At 64.6% G+C, this 15,547-nt stretch carries 22 protein-coding genes; 5 read left to right on the top strand and 17 right to left on the bottom strand.

The annotated features are described in order from the left end of the window. Window positions 1–19 precede the first annotated feature (19 nt). Window positions 20–1,615: an ATP-binding protein gene (locus E5222_RS13330; RefSeq protein WP_136694263.1), complete on the bottom strand. Its 1,596-nt coding sequence runs from the start codon at window positions 1,613–1,615 to the stop codon at window positions 20–22. A 171-nt stretch (window positions 1,616–1,786) separates the two neighbouring features. After that, complete coding sequence (locus E5222_RS13325; protein ID WP_136694262.1) at window positions 1,787–2,320, bottom strand: J domain-containing protein; 534 nt, start codon at window positions 2,318–2,320, stop codon at window positions 1,787–1,789. A 190-nt stretch (window positions 2,321–2,510) separates the two neighbouring features. Between E5222_RS13325 and E5222_RS16600 the strand changes: the two genes are divergently transcribed. Further along, complete coding sequence (locus E5222_RS16600; RefSeq protein ID WP_169053596.1) at window positions 2,511–2,672, top strand: hypothetical protein; 162 nt, start codon at window positions 2,511–2,513, stop codon at window positions 2,670–2,672. On the opposite strand, the gene pal is transcribed toward E5222_RS16600, so the two are convergent. The 14 genes from pal to hisB form a co-directional block, all read right to left on the bottom strand. Then, window positions 2,673–3,188: a peptidoglycan-associated lipoprotein Pal gene (pal, locus tag E5222_RS13320; RefSeq protein ID WP_136694261.1), complete on the bottom strand. Its 516-nt coding sequence runs from the start codon at window positions 3,186–3,188 to the stop codon at window positions 2,673–2,675. 59 nt (window positions 3,189–3,247) lie between these two features. After that, on the bottom strand, window positions 3,248–4,639 hold the full coding sequence (tolB, locus tag E5222_RS13315; protein WP_136694260.1) for a Tol-Pal system beta propeller repeat protein TolB: 1,392 nt from the start codon (window positions 4,637–4,639) through the stop codon (window positions 3,248–3,250). After that, window positions 4,636–5,451 carry a TonB C-terminal domain-containing protein gene (locus E5222_RS13310; protein ID WP_136694259.1) on the bottom strand — a complete coding sequence of 272 codons (816 nt, stop codon included), beginning with the start codon at window positions 5,449–5,451 and terminating at the stop codon, window positions 4,636–4,638. Before E5222_RS13310 ends, tolB begins: the two co-directional genes overlap by 4 nt. Window positions 5,452–5,463: 12 nt before the next feature. Further along, window positions 5,464–5,913, bottom strand: a complete 450-nt coding sequence (locus tag E5222_RS13305) for an ExbD/TolR family protein (protein ID WP_136694258.1) — start codon at window positions 5,911–5,913, stop codon at window positions 5,464–5,466. Then, on the bottom strand, window positions 5,914–6,618 hold the full coding sequence (gene tolQ, locus E5222_RS13300; RefSeq protein ID WP_136694257.1) for a protein TolQ: 705 nt from the start codon (window positions 6,616–6,618) through the stop codon (window positions 5,914–5,916). It lies immediately after the preceding gene. Then, window positions 6,615–7,076, bottom strand: a complete 462-nt coding sequence (locus E5222_RS13295; RefSeq protein WP_136694352.1) for a YbgC/FadM family acyl-CoA thioesterase — start codon at window positions 7,074–7,076, stop codon at window positions 6,615–6,617. The genes tolQ and E5222_RS13295 overlap by 4 nt, the downstream gene beginning before the upstream one ends. 70 nt (window positions 7,077–7,146) lie before the next feature. Further along, window positions 7,147–7,524, bottom strand: a complete 378-nt coding sequence (locus E5222_RS13290) for a histidine triad nucleotide-binding protein (RefSeq protein ID WP_136694256.1) — start codon at window positions 7,522–7,524, stop codon at window positions 7,147–7,149. Further along, the gene (locus tag E5222_RS13285; protein ID WP_136694255.1) at window positions 7,524–7,838 is read right to left on the bottom strand and encodes a phosphoribosyl-ATP diphosphatase; all 315 of its coding nucleotides are present in this window, start codon (window positions 7,836–7,838) and stop codon (window positions 7,524–7,526) included. Before E5222_RS13285 ends, E5222_RS13290 begins: the two co-directional genes overlap by 1 nt. Window positions 7,839–7,893: 55 nt before the next feature. Beyond that, window positions 7,894–8,085 (bottom strand): PEP-CTERM sorting domain-containing protein, encoded by a 192-nt coding sequence (locus tag E5222_RS13280; RefSeq protein WP_136694254.1) that lies wholly within the window; start codon window positions 8,083–8,085, stop codon window positions 7,894–7,896. Window positions 8,086–8,168: 83 nt separating this feature from the next. Beyond that, on the bottom strand, window positions 8,169–8,927 hold the full coding sequence (gene hisF / locus E5222_RS13275) for an imidazole glycerol phosphate synthase subunit HisF (RefSeq protein ID WP_136694253.1): 759 nt from the start codon (window positions 8,925–8,927) through the stop codon (window positions 8,169–8,171). Continuing rightward, window positions 8,924–9,136, bottom strand: a complete 213-nt coding sequence (locus E5222_RS13270; protein WP_136694252.1) for a hypothetical protein — start codon at window positions 9,134–9,136, stop codon at window positions 8,924–8,926. The genes hisF and E5222_RS13270 overlap by 4 nt, the downstream gene beginning before the upstream one ends. After that, window positions 9,136–9,861, bottom strand: coding sequence for a 1-(5-phosphoribosyl)-5-[(5-phosphoribosylamino)methylideneamino]imidazole-4-carboxamide isomerase (hisA, locus tag E5222_RS13265; protein ID WP_136694251.1), 726 nt, complete (start codon window positions 9,859–9,861; stop codon window positions 9,136–9,138). Before hisA ends, E5222_RS13270 begins: the two co-directional genes overlap by 1 nt. A gap of 112 nt (window positions 9,862–9,973) precedes the next feature. After that, window positions 9,974–10,603 (bottom strand): imidazole glycerol phosphate synthase subunit HisH, encoded by a 630-nt coding sequence (gene hisH / locus E5222_RS13260; protein WP_136694250.1) that lies wholly within the window; start codon window positions 10,601–10,603, stop codon window positions 9,974–9,976. Between the two features lie 101 nt (window positions 10,604–10,704). Beyond that, window positions 10,705–11,298, bottom strand: a complete 594-nt coding sequence (hisB, locus tag E5222_RS13255) for an imidazoleglycerol-phosphate dehydratase HisB (RefSeq protein WP_136694249.1) — start codon at window positions 11,296–11,298, stop codon at window positions 10,705–10,707. Window positions 11,299–11,403: 105 nt separating this feature from the next. Between hisB and E5222_RS13250 the strand changes: the two genes are divergently transcribed. Genes E5222_RS13250 through gmk form a run of 3 tightly spaced genes read left to right on the top strand, consistent with a single transcriptional unit; the run spans window position 11,404 to window position 12,985 of the window. After that, entirely contained in the window at window positions 11,404–11,898 is a 495-nt protein-coding gene (locus E5222_RS13250; protein WP_136694248.1) for an SspB family protein, read from the top strand. A 13-nt stretch (window positions 11,899–11,911) separates the two neighbouring features. Continuing rightward, window positions 11,912–12,301 carry a hypothetical protein gene (locus E5222_RS13245; RefSeq protein ID WP_136694247.1) on the top strand — a complete coding sequence of 130 codons (390 nt, stop codon included), beginning with the start codon at window positions 11,912–11,914 and terminating at the stop codon, window positions 12,299–12,301. Between the two features lie 48 nt (window positions 12,302–12,349). Next, the gene (gene gmk, locus E5222_RS13240; RefSeq protein ID WP_136694246.1) at window positions 12,350–12,985 is read left to right on the top strand and encodes a guanylate kinase; all 636 of its coding nucleotides are present in this window, start codon (window positions 12,350–12,352) and stop codon (window positions 12,983–12,985) included. Between the two features lie 11 nt (window positions 12,986–12,996). On the opposite strand, the gene E5222_RS16595 is transcribed toward gmk, so the two are convergent. Next, window positions 12,997–15,375 carry a S8 family peptidase gene (locus E5222_RS16595; protein ID WP_169053594.1) on the bottom strand — a complete coding sequence of 793 codons (2,379 nt, stop codon included), beginning with the start codon at window positions 15,373–15,375 and terminating at the stop codon, window positions 12,997–12,999. On the opposite strand from E5222_RS16595, the gene E5222_RS16850 reads away from it, so the two are divergent. After that, the gene (locus E5222_RS16850; protein WP_281276782.1) at window positions 15,359–15,487 is read left to right on the top strand and encodes a hypothetical protein; all 129 of its coding nucleotides are present in this window, start codon (window positions 15,359–15,361) and stop codon (window positions 15,485–15,487) included. The genes E5222_RS16595 and E5222_RS16850 overlap by 17 nt on opposite strands. Window positions 15,488–15,547: the final 60 nt, after the last annotated feature.

The raw sequence follows: 15,547 nt of genomic DNA, 5'->3' as shown, positions 1-15,547 counted from the left end.
GTTTCGAGCGGCAGCGGCTTCAGGCTGCAGCGGATAGCGGGACCTCGGCGTCCAGCTGCGGCTGGCGGATTTCGCGCAGCGGCAGCGTGACCAGGAAAGTGGTTCCGCTGCCTGGATCCGACTGCACGGTGATCGAGCCGTCCATTAGCCGAACCAGCTGGTGCGAGATGGCGAGGCCCAGCCCCGCCCCGCCGCGTCCGCGCACGGCCTGCTTGTCGACCTGCTCGTACTTGCCGAAGATCCGCTCGATCGCGGAGGCGGGAATGCCGATGCCGGTATCGCGCACTTCGATCAGCAATTGCGACGCCATCACGCCGCGCTGGATGCGGGCGCAGAGCGTGACACTGCCCTTGTCGGTGAACTTCACCGCATTGCTGACAAGGTTGATCAGCACCTGCCGCAGGCGCACGCTGTCGCCGCGGACCAGCGCGGGAAGGTGGGGATCGAGGTCGCTTTCGATGGTGATGCCCTTGGCGCGGGCAAGCGGCTCGAACAGGCCGGCGGCAAAGGTCAGGTCCTTGCGCAGGTCGACTTCGCCATCCTCCAGTTCGAGGCGGCCCGCCTCCATCTTGGAATAATCGAGCAGGTCTTCGAGCAGGCAGACCATGGTCTCCCCGCTTTCGGAGATGCGGTCCACCAGCTGCTGCTGTTCCAGCTTGAGCTCGCCATGGCGCAGCAATTCGGCAAAGCCGATCACGCCGTTCATCGGCGTGCGGATATCGTGGCTGATGCTGGCGAGGAACATCGCCTTGTCTGCCACCATCTGCCTCTCGCGCCGCAAGAGCGCGGCGATCGGCAGCCCGATGGCGAAACTGCTGGCAAGGAAGACCTGCAATACCATCAGCTTCTCGCCCAGACCTCCGTTCATCAGGTTGATCGGGCCGTGGCCCAGCGTCGTGGCGACGGAAGCGATGATGGCGAGGTTGATGATGGCGATGGCATTGCCGACGGGCCCCAGGCGAATGGCATAGAGCAGCACCACCGGTGCATCGAGGAAGAGGAATGGATAGTCGGTCTGCCAGAAAGTGTAGATACTGACTGCAGAGCCGAAGGCGATGATGCCCAGCGCCTCTGCCAGCTTGCGCCGGGTTAGCCGGTGCCGCTCCTTCCAGCCGTCGATAATCAGGCTGAGCGCCGGTACCAGCAGCGCCAGACCCAGCGCATCGGCGCGGGCCCAACTCCACCATAGCGATACCGAGGCGTCCAAGCCCTGCGGGGCGAGGATGAGTACGGCGACAAGCCCCGAACACGCCGCTGCCAGCAGGGCAATCACGGCGAATGTGATGGTGTGGCGGTTATTGCAGAAGTCGGGCGGAGCACAGCGCATGCGGTGCAGGGCCCATAGGACCAGCAGCACTTCCAGCTGGTTGGCCATGGCCAGCCCCAGCGCCTGCAGCGGCGGGTCGTGCCAGGCGAGATTGGCCAGGATGTTCGTAACAAAGGCAAGGCCCATGCCGGGCAGCATCCAGCGCCGGTCGAGACGCAGCATGGCAACCACCAGCAGCGCATTGGAAAACCATACCGCGGCAATCCGCCCTTCATCGCGCGTAAGGGCGATGCCCACCCATGCCAGCGCGCCAAAGGCAACGGCGAGCGCCAGCAGCATAACCGCCATGCGCAGATTCTTGTCCGACGTCAGAGGCGGATTTCGCGACAGAATTATTCGGCTCCCCGTGTCTTGACGACGGCTTAGCCCATCATGGCTAAACGGTTTCAGGGATTAAGTCCCGTATGACTACCTAGGGCGAGGATGGCTTGAAAATTCGCCATGCTGGCCCGGGAAGCGCTAGCCCTTCCACTCGCGCCGTTCCTCGGCCTGGCGCAGGACCTCATAGGCGAGCTGGTAGGCCTGGAAGGCCTTGGCCGCCTCCGCGTCGCCAGGACGAACGTCAGGGTGCACTTCCTTGGCCTTGGCGCGCCAGGCTTTCTTGATGTCGTCGAAGGAGGCATCCGCTTCGAGCTCGAGCACTTCGAGCGCGCGCATTTCATCGGCGCTGCGGCTGCCATCGCCGCTGCCGCTCCAGCCGTAGTGCTGCGCTTCGGCATAGCCGGCGCTTTCGGCCTGTTCGGACTTGGCGCGGCGGGCGGCCTCCTCCTTGTCGAGGCCTTCGAAATAGTCCCAGCCCTTGTTGTATTCAGCCGCGTGCTTCTGGCAGAAATACCAGCGTTCGGGGCTGTTGGGGCTCTTGGGAGCGGGGCAATCGCCCGGCTCGTTACAGCCGTGCCGGTCGCAAATGCGCATCTCCACCGCGTCCCGGCTGGCATCATAGCCACGCCAGCGCGGGAAGCCCCAGTCCACCGATCGTCCGGAGCGCGCCATCAGGTTAACCTGCCTTTGAGCATCCGGCCACTATAGGGCCTGCCGCGCAAGGTTGGAAGGCGGCTTGGGGGTGGATTTGCGGCATTTCGCCGCATGGCACCCTGTTACAATTCCTTACCAATGCTGCATTGCAATATAAATCGGACCGCCTATTTGGTGGTTTCACAGACAACCAATGGACGCATTCGCCGTGAGCAAGCAACTGGCCATCTCTTCCGCATTCTCCATCTTCGCGATGGTAGCCTTCGTGCTGTTCGCTGCCCCCGCACAAACGGGAACGGGCGCGAATGCCGAAGCTTCCGCGCCCGTCCACTGGCAGGCCAGCGTGGACCTGCCCTTCATCGCCGACTGATCAGCGGATCATCACCGTCACCGCACGGCGGTTGCGCGCCCATGCCTGCTCGTTGGAGCCGGTCGCGGCCGGACGTTCCTCGCCATAGCTGACGGTGCGCAGGCGGTTTTCCGCCACGCCCAGGCTGACGAGGTAGTTCTTGGCCGCATTGGCGCGGCGTTCACCCAGAGCCAGGTTGTATTCGCGCGTGCCGCGTTCGTCGGCATGGCCTTCCACGGTGGCGCGGGCATTGGTGAATTGCAGCAGGTATTCTGCCTGTGCGCGCAGCGCGGCGGCATCCTCGCTGTCGATATCGTATTTGTCGGTATCGAAGAAGATCACATCGCGGCCCGCCATTGCGCGGGCGAAATGTTCCTGCGAGCCGGCCACCGGCCCTGCGGGCGGAGTGGGTGTAGGCGTGGCGGCAACCGGTGCCTGCGTTTCCTGCACCGGCGGCAGCTCTTCGGGCGGCTTCTTGGAACAAGCCGCCAATGCCAGGACACTGGTGGCGGCGATCATGACGGCATTAAGTTTCATTTCTCAGACTCCTCATTGAAGAACCAAATCCCTTGGACCCTTGGGGTATTATAACGCATTTACGGCAGAACCGGTCCCCAGGCCGGGTCTGAAGCCCCCACCGGCGTGTTGAGGCGACGTTCGTTCTCGCCGGTGAGGTCCACCTGCCAGATCGTCGAATCGCCTGAATTACGCGCGCTACGGAAGAACTGGATGATGCGGCCATTGGGCGCCCAGGTCGGCGCTTCGTCCTGCCAGCCATTGGTCAGGGTGCGCATATTGCGCCCATTGGTGTTCATCACCGCAATATGGAAATCGCCGACGATATGGGTGAAGGCGATCTGGTCGCCGCGCGGGCTCCATTCCGGCGTGGCGCAGCGCCCGCCGAAGAAGCTGATGCGCCGCTGGTTCGACCCGTCGGCATTCATGATGTAGCATTGCTGCGCGCCCGACTGGTCGCTTTCGAACACGATGCGTGTGCCGTCGGGCGAATAGGAACCACCCACCTCGATCGAAGGACTGAAGGTCAGCCGGATCGGTGTGCCGCCGGTGGCGGGCACGCGGTAGATATCGGTATTGCCGGCCACCGCCATCGAATAGAGCAGGTAGCGCCCGTCCGGGCTCCAGCGCGGGGCGAAGGTGGGATTGCTGCTCTGCGTCACCAGCGTCTGCCGCCCGCTATCGACGTCATAGACATAGATGCGCGGATTGCCGTCCGAGTAGGACAGGTACGCGATCTTCGAATAGTCGGGCGAATAGCGCGGGGTGAGCGCAGTCGACTGGCCATTGGTGATAAAGCGATGGTTCGCCCCGTCGCTGTCCATGATGGCGAGCCGCTTGGTGCGGTTATCCTTCGGCCCCGTCTCGGCGATATAGGCGATGCGGCTGTCGAAGAACGGATCCTCGCCCGACAGGCGCGAATAGACAAGGTCGGCGCATTTATGCGCGGCGCGGCGCCATTCGGCGGGCGCGACCACCCAGCCCTCGCGCACCAGCTCATCCTCCAGCACCACGTCATAGAGGTAGCAGCCGACGGTCAGCCGCCCGTCATCGTTTGCGCGGACATAGCCATGCACCAGCATCTCGGCAGAGCGGCCCCGCCACGTGCCCCAGGAAGGCGCAGTGATCTGCGGATAGGTCGGGCGCGGCAGGGCATCGGGGCCGACCGGGCGGAACAGGCCATTATTGCGCAGGTCGGCATAAACGATCCGCGCCAGCTCATGCCCCAGCGCCGCAGTGCCCTGCGCGTTGGCGGGAGTGGAGACATCAGCATTGGTAGCGAAGCTGGCAATCGCGATGCCGAGATCCTGCCAGCTTTCCGCCGTCACGGTGACTTCGGTGCCGCCATTGTCGGAGGTTTCGACCGTCTCCAGCTCTTCTTGCGGCAAGGTCAGCTGCTGCGCGGCAACGGGCGCGGCCAGCGTCAGGCCGAATGCGGCGAGCGTTGCGGAAAGGGCAAATCGGATGGTCATTGGGCCAGCTCATTGTTGAAATTGACGGTCACTGTACTCCAACCGGAATAGAACCGTTCGGGCAAATTGAAAGGAGAAGCGAGGCGCACGGCGCGGATCGCCTGTTCGCGGTGGCGGTTCACCTGCGTGCGGTTGGCGTCGGTCTCGCCCGTGGTGGCAAGCACCTCCGGCGTGCCGTTGAGCGATCCATCGCGATTGAGGCGGAAGCGCACGCGGGTAACCAGCCGCTCGACCTCGACACCCGAGGGCGGGGTCCAGTGCGGCTTCAGCTGGCGGATAATGGCGGCGTCGATGCTCGCCTGCTGCTGCGCGCTGGGCCGCTCGCCCGCCTGGCCTTGCGTACCGGTGGAATCGCTCATGCCCTCAAGGAAATTGTCATTGAGGCGCGACCCGGTGGCCCGCTGCGTTTGCGTGGGCTGCGGGCGCGGGGCCTGCGTCTGCGTGGCACGCGGAGTGGGCGTAGGCGTCGGCTGCGCGACGCGCTGCGTGCGCGGAGAGGGCGCGGGGCGCGGCGGGGCGGTGGTCGGCTGGGTCACCGGCTCGGGCACCACGGTTTCCAGCGGCGTACTCTCCTGCGAAGGCAGGTCGGACAGTTCGGGCGCCATCGCGGCGGCCGGCTGGTCCGAAGGATCGGGCGCGGTGGATTCAAGGCTGACATCGGTGGCCAGCGACACGTCGATCCGCTGCGGCGGGGTGAAGTCGCGCTCGCTCCCCACCTGCACCATCAGCGCCACCAGGATTGCCGCATGCGCCGCCCCCGCGACCACGAGGCCGGTCTTTTCTTCACGGGAGAGTGTGGCGAATGGGGCCATATCAGGCGTCCGCTATGGCGCTTCGGATGAACCGCTGGTGACCAGCGATATCGCGTTGAAACCCGCGCGGTTCAGCTCGCCCATCACCGCCATCACGCGGCCATAATCGAGCGTCGTATCGGCGCGCAAAGTCACCACAGGGGGACGCGGCCCGCCGCTTGCCGCCAATGCGTCCAGGGCGGCGGGAAAACCGCCCGGCTCCACCGGCGCATCGTCGATATAGATGAAGCCCGCATTGTCGATCGAGATGGTGATCTGGTCGGGATCCTGCTCCAGCGGATTGGCGCGGCTTTCGGGCAGCTCCACGGGCACGCCGCTCGCCAGCAAGGGCGCGGTGACCATGAAGATGATCAGCAGCACCAGCATCACGTCCACGAAAGGCGTGACGTTGATCTCCGCCATCGGCGCGCGGCGCTTCGACCGCCCTCTCCCGCGAGAGGAGGAAGTGAGGCCCATGGCCATTTATGCGCGCTCCATCTCGCGGCTGACCTGCGCCTGCACACGGTCGGCAAAGCGCTGCAGCTTGGCTTCGAAATTGTCCACGCGGGAGGAGAAGCGGTTGTAGGCGATTACCGCCGGGATGGCCGCGAACAGGCCGATGGCGGTGGCGAACAGTGCCTCGGAAATGCCCGGCGCCACGACGGCGAGCGAGGAATTATTCTGCATGCCGATCTGGAAGAAGCTGTTCATGATGCCCCAGACGGTGCCGAACAGCCCCACGAAAGGCGCGACGGAGCCGGTGGTGGCGAGGAAGTTCAACCGGTCTGCCAGCCTGTCAGATTCCACGGCCACCTGGCCTTCCATCGCCAGCGCGATACGATGAAGGGCGCCCTGCTTGTCGCGCAGGCCCGCCTTGGTCGAACGGCGGAATTCGTTAAGCCCGGCTGCGGCCACACGGCCCGAGGCATTGTCCCCTTTGTCGCGCGCAAGCAGCGTTTCGGGATCGTCATGCGTCCAGAATTCCTGCTCGAAAGCGGCGGACTTGCTGCGCGTGTGCCCCATCTTCAGCGAGAAGGAGACGATGATCATCCACACCCAGATCGAGGCGAGGATGAGGCCGATAATGACAAGCTGCACCACGATATCGGCATCGAGGAACAGATCCAGCGGATCGAGCCGCGTGGGCGCCGCGGCACCCGCCGCGGCCAGAAGGTCAAGCGAGGTCATTCAGTCTCTTTCGCGAAGAAATTGTCGAAGGCTTTGCGCCATTCGTCCGGTTGGCGGCGCGGGCGTCCATTAGGGGCGATGAAGCCGACGCGCACGGCGATTTCCACCAATTTGTCGTCCCCCCTCATGATCACCTGCGCCAAACGCACGCTGGCGGCCTTCAGTTCCACACATCGCGTTTGAACGGTAAGTGAATCATCGAGCCGCGCGGGCGCGAAAAATCGGATATTCGCCTCGGCCACCGCATAATTGCCCTCACCCGCCTCATGCGCGGCGCGCTGGTCGATATTCAGCAGGCGCAACAGGTCGGACCGGGCACGCTCGGCATATTTCAGATAGTTGGCGTGATAGACGAGGCCGGAAAGGTCCGTATCCTCGTAATAGATACGCAAGGGAAAGAGGTGGCTTTGCCCCTCGAATATCCCCGTCGGCGGTTGCGGCATGTCTCCCATCACCATGGGTGAATAGCGGGCGGCCGACTCGCGCGGCAAGCGCGATTTGCTCGCCCTGCCCCTGTCGCGACTCGTCTCAGCCCGAAATCATCCGTCCCAGCGGCTTGCCGCCGAACAGGTGGACATGCAGGTGCGGAACCTCCTGCCCGCCATGCGCGCCGATATTGGCGAGCAGGCGGTAGCCCGGATCGACAAGGTCCAGCTCGCGCGCGACATGGCCCACGGCACGAATGAAGCCGGCGATCTCACCCTCGGGCGCACGAGCGGAAAAATCGTCCCAGCTAACATATTCGCCCTTGGGGATCACCAGCACATGGACCGGCGCCTGCGGGGCGATATCGTGGAAAGCGAGCGCGTGATCGTCCTCGTACACCTTGTTGCAGGGAATTTCCCCGCGCAGGATCTTCGCGAAGATGTTGTCGGGATCGTAGGGTTCGCGCGGATCGATCGCCATCATTCGCTCCTCGATGCTTTCTCGACGAGCCCCGAGACCCCCTCACGCCGCGCCAGCTCCGCCTTCACATCGGCAAGCAGCAGGCCGCGCGCCTTAAGCGCCACCAGCAGGTGGAAGATGATATCGGCGGCCTCGCCCACCAGCTCCTCATCGTCGCCGGACAGGAGCGCCACGGCGGCCTCCACGCCCTCCTCGCCCAGCTTGCGGGCGATGACGGGAAGGCCCTTGGCGTTGAGGCGGGCGACATAGCTTTCGTCGGGCGAAGCGCCCGCGCGATCGGCAATCACCTGTTCGAGATGTTCGAGAATATCCATGGCCAGCGGGAATGCGCAGCCGGGGCCGCGCAGTCAAGCCGCCAGCAGTCGCGACTTATTCGCCGTCGGGCGTATCGTCGGGCTTCTTGGTCGCAAAACGGCGGCCGATGATCAGGCCGGCAAGGCCCAGCGCGAACAGCGTAAGGCTGGAGCCTTCGGGCACCTGCGCGCTTTCCCCGGTCGCAGCGGCGGGCGCGGCAAGAACCAAAAGGAAGAATGCGAGGGCTGCGTGAAGGCGGGTGATCATGGGAAATGCTCTCCGCCTCCCGCGCGATTCCCGCAATCAGCCCCTCGCGACCGTCCCGGCTTGGGACTGGGCGCAAGATTTTGTTAACTACGTGCAGGAAGTCCGGCGGCGCGCAAGGCGGCATGCGCATCGGCAATCGTGTGCTTGCCGAAATGGAAGATGCTGGCGGCAAGGACCGCGCTCGCATGCCCCTCCGTCACGCCTTCCACCAGGTGGTCGAGCGTGCCCACGCCGCCGCTGGCGATCACGGGGACGGACACCGCATCGGCAATGGTGCGGGTGAGCTTCAGGTCGTAGCCGCGCTGCGTCCCGTCGCCATCCATGCTGGTCACCAGCAATTCGCCCGCGCCCATTTCGGCGAGCCTGATCGCATGTTCGACCGCATCGATCCCGGTTTCGCGCCTGCCGCCATGCGTGAAGATTTCCCAATGGTCGTGGACCCAGCGCGCATCGACCGATGCGACGATGCATTGGCTGCCCATCTTCTCGGCAATTTCGGTGACCACTTCGGGGCGGCTGACCGCGGCGGAATTGACCGCCACCTTGTCCGCGCCTCCCAGCAACAGCGCGCGCGCATCCTCCACCGAGCGGACGCCGCCGCCCACGGTCAGCGGCATGAAGCACACCTCCGCCGTGCGCCGCACGATATCGAGCAAAGTGCCGCGCCCCTCATGGCTGGCGGAAATGTCGAGGAAACACAGCTCATCCGCCCCGGCAGCATCATAGGCCTGCGCCTGCTCCACCGGGTCGCCGGCATCCTTCAGGTCGACGAAATTGACGCCCTTCACCACGCGGCCATCGGCCACGTCGAGGCAGGGAATTACGCGGATTCGAACGGTCATTGCTTCACCTCATCAATGAGCAAAAGCAATCCTGAGATGAGCACCAACAGGTTGAAGATCGCAGCCATCCAGAACAGGCTTGGTCGATCAACGAGGCTCCATCGTCCATATGGCACCCCCATTGCAGTCATGGTTTGGGAACGAAAGCCTGAGACAAGAAACCATGCTGCAAGCACAGCAATTCCAAGGAAAAGCAGAACCACCATCATCACCGGTTGGCCATCGCAATCGCCGTCGCGAGGTCCAACCGCCCCTCGTAAAGCGCGCGGCCGGTGATCACGCCTTCGATGCCCTCATCGGCATGAAGCGCGAGCATGCGGATATCGTCGAGGCCTTTCACGCCGCCGCTGGCGATCACGGGGATGTCCACGCTGCGGGCGAGGTCCACTGTCGCATCGACATTGCAGCCCTTCAGCATGCCGTCGCGCCCGATATCGGTGAAGAGCAGGCTGGCAACGCCCGCATCCTCGAACCGGCGGGCGAGGTCGACCACGGGCACGTCGGACACTTCCGCCCAGCCCTCGGTTGCGACCATGCCGTCCTTCGCATCGACGGCGACGACGATGCCGCCTTCCCATGCGCGCGCCATGTCCTTGACGAATTCGGGGTCCTTCAGCGCGGCCGAGCCCATCACCACGCGGGCAACGCCGAGATTGAACCAACCTTCGACCGCCGCCGCATCGCGGATGCCGCCGCCCAGCTGCACATAGCCGGGAAACGCCTCGACAATCGCCTCCACCGCCTCGCGGTTTTCGGCACGGCCCGCAAAACTGCCGTCGAGATCGACAACGTGGAGATGCTCGGCCCCGGCCTCTGCAAACAGCATGGCCTGCGCGGCGGGATTGTCGCCATAGACGGTGGCGCGGTCCATATCGCCTTCGGCAAGGCGCACGACTTCGCCGCCCTTCAAGTCGATGGCAGGGAAAACGATCATCGTACTGGCTTACCCTTCTTCGTCATTCCCGCGAAGGCGGGAATCCAGCGGGGCGAGGCACCTAGCAGCCCTGGATTCCCGCCTTCGCGGGGATGACGGATGTTGCTATTGTTCACGGCTTCCATTCGAGGAACCTTGCCAGCAAATCCAGCCCGTATTTCTGGCTCTTTTCCGGGTGGAATTGCACGCCGAGGATATTGTCGCGCGCCACGGCTGCCACGAGGCCGCCGCCATGGTCGGTCATTGCCGCCACGTCATGGCCTTCTTCCGGCCGGAAGTGGTAGGAATGGAGGAAATAGGCCTCACCTTCCTCGATCAGTTCCGACCCGTCGCCGTGATGCGCGTGGAGAACGTCGTTCCAGCCCATATGCGGTATCTTGATGGCGGGATCGGTGCGCTCGATCAGCTTCACATCGCCCGGGATCCAGCCAAGGCCCGGCGTCTCGCCATGCTCCAGCCCGCGCGTGGCGAGCAATTGCATGCCCACGCAAATGCCTAGGAAAGGCACGCCGTCCTTCAGCACGCGCTGTTCCAGCGCCTCGACCATGCCGGGGATGCCCCACAGCCCCTCGCGGCAAGCGCCAAACGCGCCCACGCCGGGTAGCACGATACGCTTCGCGCCCAGCACCAGCTTGGGGTCGGCGGTCACCGAAACATGGTGCGCCCCGGCGGCTTTCAGCGCGTTATGGACCGAATGCAGGTTACCGGCGCCATAGTCGATTAGCGCAATAGCCTCCGACATCTTAGCTTTCCGCACGCCCATCCGGGCGCGCGGTCCTCGCTAGACGGGCAGGCAAGCTGCCGCCGCTGCGGGCGGCCGGTCGGCCTTGCGGCTGTCGCCGTTTAGCCACCAAGCTGCCCCTTGGTCGAAGGCACCGCCCCGCCCTTGCGCGCGTCGAGTTCGACCGCCTGCCGCATGGCGCGGGCGAAACCCTTGTAGAGCGCTTCGCAGATATGGTGGTTGTTCACGCCGTAGAGCACCTGGCAATGCAGCGTCAGCCCGGCGGACTGCGCCACGGAATGGAACCAGTGCTCGATCAGCTCGGTATCCCATTCACCCAGCTTTTCCTGTGTGAAACGGGCTTTCCATTCGAGCCAGGGGCGGCCGGAGATATCGACCACCACGCGCGCCAGCGTCTCGTCCATCGGCGAATGCGCCTCGCCGTAACGGCCGATACCCGCCTTGTCGCCCAGCGCCTGACCCAGCGCCTGACCCAGCGCAATGGCGCTATCCTCGGTGGTGTGATGCTGGTCGACATGGAGATCGCCGTTAACCTTCAGCGTCACGTCGATCAGCGAATGGCGCGAAAATTGCTCCACCATATGATCGAGGAAGCCGATCCCTGTGGAAATGTCATAACTTCCCGTCCCGTCGAGGTTCACCTCGACGAGGATGTCCGTTTCCGCAGTCTTTCGCTCTATCCGGCCCGTTCTCATGCGCCTGCCTATAGGCGCGAATCACCCTTACGCAAGGATTCGCATGTGGATGCATGTCCCGTTTCGCCTTGACCGGGGGCGCGTTAATAGTAACCAAGCGCCATTATGAGCGATGAAACGCCCGACAGCCTGATCCCTTATGACGAAATCGTGCAGGAAGCCCTGCGCGCCGTGGTGGGCCGCGTGCTGGGAGAGGTGGAGGCCGCCGGCGGCGTCCTGCCGGGCGAACATCACTTCTACATAACCTTCAAGACCGGCGCGCCCGGCGTGCATATCCGCAAGGATCTGCGCGAACGTTTCCCCGATGAAATGACCATCGTGCTGCAGAACAAGTTCTGGGACCTGAAAGTCGATGCCGATGGCTTTTCCGTCGGCCTGTCCTTCAACCAGCGTCCGGCGGAACTGGTGATCCCCTTTGCCGCGATCACCGCCTTCGTCGATCCGGCGGTGGATTTCGGACTGCAATTCCAGGCCGCCGCCAGCGATGTCGAGCCGACCGAGCATGACGATCCGGAAAACGATGGTGGTGATGAAGGCCCGGCCGCGGTGAGCGAGGATGGCTCCAACGTCGTCACCGTGGACTTCGGCAAGAAGAAGTAGGACGGACCGCCAGATGGTCCTTCGCTCCCGCAAGTCGCGCAAGGCGCTGGTGAAGGTGGACGAGGACAAGAAGGTTACCGGCGCCACCGACAATCCGGCCGCCAACCTGCTGATGGCCGATATCGTGATGCGCACCGGATCCTACCTGCTGCGCAATTTCGTCGAGCGCAGCTTCCTGAAAGGCCGATACGGCAAGCAGACTGCCCGGCAGATGGTGAAGAACCGCCCGGTGACGCTGACGCTCGCCTCGATCGCGGTGGCCAAGATCGCCACCCGCTCGGTTCCCGGCGCGTTGGTGGTCTCCACCGGGCTTATTGCCAAGGCGCTGTATGACCGCGGCAGGTCACGTCACACTGCGGAAAGCCAGGGCGATGCCGAATTGCTCGACCGCGTCGAGGATTGATCGCGCCCGCCCCTTGAAAAGCGCAGGGGCCTTGGTCCAAGAGCGCTTATGGCCGATTCCAGCAATCTCGCCCGCCGCGGGCTGATGTTCATCCTCTCCTCGCCTTCGGGCGCGGGCAAGACCACCATCGCGCGCAAGCTGCTGGCGGAAGTGGACGGGATCGGCATGTCGGTATCCGTCACCACCCGCGCGCCACGCCCGGGCGAAGTGGACGGCAAGGACTACGTCTTCGTCGACCAGCCGACTTTCGACCGCATGGTGGAGGATGGCGAATTCCTCGAATGGGCGGTGGTGTTCGGCAACTCCTACGGCACGCCCAAGGCCGAGGTGAAGCAGGGGCTGAAGGACGGGCAGGACTTCCTGTTCGATATCGACTGGCAAGGCACGCAGCAGCTCTACCAGCGCATGGAAGTGGATGTGGTGCGCGTCTTCATCCTGCCACCCAGCATCGGGGCGCTGGAAAGCCGGCTACGCTCGCGCGGCACCGATAGCGAGGACGTGATCCAGGGCCGCATGGACCGCGCCCGGGCCGAGATCAGCCATTGGGACGGCTATGACTATGTCGTCGTCAATGACGATATCGACCGCTGCTTCGAACAGGTGCACCATGTCCTGCAGGCAGAACGGCTGCGCCGTGCCCGTCAGACCGGGCTGGTGGACTTCACCCGCAAATTGATGGGCTAGGTCCCTCCGGCCTAGAACTTGCGTCCCCAGCGGAAGGCCACGCCCGCATCGTCGGGCGCGGTTTCAACATGGCCCGGCTCCTTGCGCCAGAACAGGCTGGCCGAGGCATCGCCACCCCAGAGCGGGGAGCGCCACGCGACTTCGGCATCGAGCTGGCGGCCTTCGGGCGAAAGCGCGATGCGGTGCAGCGTGTAATCGGCGCTGAGCGTCTCGTAATCCCAGCTTGAAGGCAGCAGCAGTCCCAGCTGCCCGCCTTCGACGCGAAGCGGCTGCGAGACGCGGAAGGCCAGCGCATCGCCGCCGGTGAACAGGTTGCGCCGCTCGACATCGAAGGCGAAAGCGCGGCTCGACAGGCTGGAATCCTGCGCCACGATCCCGGTGCGCCGTGCCCGCGTCCAGCCCTGGCGCAGGCTCGCGCCAAGGCGCCAGTCCGGTGCGAAGGACCATCCGGCGCTCGCATCCACGAACAGGCTGTCCGCCCCGGCAAGGCCGAACCCTTCCTGGAAATGTGCGCCCAGCATGGTGGTATCCTCACCCAGCCAGGTCAGGCCGAGCGCGGCATCGAGCGCACCGAAGCGGCGGTCGAGCGAAAGACTCATGGTCGAAAGATCGTCCTGCGCGCGCTGGCCGCGCAGCGCCGCGATATGGCGTTCCACCGCGCCCGCCCAGGTCTGGCCGTGGCTGGCGCTGGCAGTCAGGCCCCAACGGCCGAGCTGCTGGCGGAAGGCGACGCTGGCGTCGCTGCCACGGAACAGGCCGAGGTCACCGGTCGAATTGCCCGCGATCATGAAGGCGGGGCGGTCCTGCCCCTGCATCCGCGCGACCAGCCCTTCGGCCCCTTGCGCATAGGCGAAGCCGAACTGCGTTTCGGGCGAAAGGCGCGAGACAACCTGGGCTGCGAGAACGCGTGCCTGCTCCGCTTCGCCGCGATGCAAGTTAAGCTGGGCAACATTGCCGCGACCGTCGATCGAGAAGGCGACGGAAGTGCGCTGATTGCCGCCAGAGAGATGGCGCTGCTGGCCTGCCAGCGCGCCATGCAACGGATTGGCCTGCTGGGCGGAGCGGATGCCGGTGCCCAGCGATGCCTCGAAAGCGCGGCCGAATTCGTCGGTGATCACGCCGGTCAGCGCGGCAGTGGTCATCAGCGCATCGCCCATGGCGGGCGATGCGGTGCCGGTCATCTCCCCGAGCGACAGCGTCTGCGTGGTGCCTGCCAGGCTGGTGGGGCCGAGCGGCTGGAAGGCGGCATTGATGTCGAGGATGCCGCGCCCGTACAGGCGGTCGGGACCCGCTGTGCCCGCATCGAAAGCGGTGCGCAGCAGGATCTCCGCGATCTCGGCACCCGTCAGCGTGGGGAAGGCCTGCGCCAGCAAGGCCGCCGCGCCCGCCACCTGCGGCGCGGCAAAGCTGGTGCCTGAGAAGAGGTAGATGAAGCCTTCGTCATCGACGAAAAGCTCGCCATCCTCATAAGTGCAGCAGATCCTCTCACCACGCGCGGTGATGAAGAATTCGGGATTGGTGCCCGCGCGATTGCTGAAATCGTCGGAGAAATCGTAATTCTCGTCGACCGAACCGACGATCAGCACCGCACCATTGCCATTGGCCAGGGCATCGAGCGCAAACTGGGTCAGCTGCCGCTGGTTCTCATTACCCGCCGCCAGCACAATCAGCACGCCGGCCGATGTGGCGTTATTGATCGCGGTTTGCAGCACCGGTGTCGCCCCGCCTTCGCCGCCGAGCGAGATATTGATCACCTGCGCCCCGTTGGCGACGGCATAGTCGATGCTGTTGGCGATATCGACATCGGCGAACTCGCAATCGGTGTTGGGATTGCCCGGAGCGTCCGCGCCGCACGTGCCCGGCGTATCCGCGCGGATGGCCAGCACGGTCGCGTCCCAGGCGATGCCCAATATGCCCGTATTGTCGCGCGCGGCAGCGGCAACCATGGCGACATTGGTGCCATGATCGTCGCTTGCATTCAGCTGGCCGCGCGAGCCGTGGATGTCGGTCGAGTCCGGGGACAGCCGCCCGGCGAATTCGGGACTGTCCACGTCGATACCGGTGTCGATCACCGCAATGGTGACATCCTCTCCGGTATTCCCCCCGATCCAGGCAGCATGTGCATTGTGTTGCCCGGGCCCGCCAGACTCGCGAAATTCCTGGGTATTGAAGGTCGGCGCAACGCCCACCTCAGGGAAAGTCGGCGTGGGCGCAGGCGTCTCTGTAGGCGTCTGCGTTGGTGCCGTTGGCGTGGGCGTTGAAGGCGCCGTTGTCGGCGGAGGCGTCGGTGCAGGCGGCGGCGGCGTGACCACCGGGCCACCGCCGCCACCACCACCACCACAGGCCGTCAGCAGGGCACTTGCCAGCACCAGCATGGAGCTGCGCGCCATATTGCGCATCCTGCCGCAGTTTGTCGTGGTCGCCATCGTCATCGTCATCCTCTATGCGTGGGTCCGTTTACCGGAGCAACCATCTGGGCAGCTTACATCTAATATTGGTTGAACAGCACCCTGGGATTGCTCCTGAACGACGCTGGCGGGCGGCCTGCCGCATGCCAAGGCT

This window comes from Alteraurantiacibacter aquimixticola, from assembly GCF_004965515.1.
Classification (GTDB): domain Bacteria; phylum Pseudomonadota; class Alphaproteobacteria; order Sphingomonadales; family Sphingomonadaceae; genus Alteraurantiacibacter; species Alteraurantiacibacter aquimixticola.
Note: the sequence above shows the minus strand (reverse complement) of the source record. Positions and strands in the feature narration are given on the sequence as shown.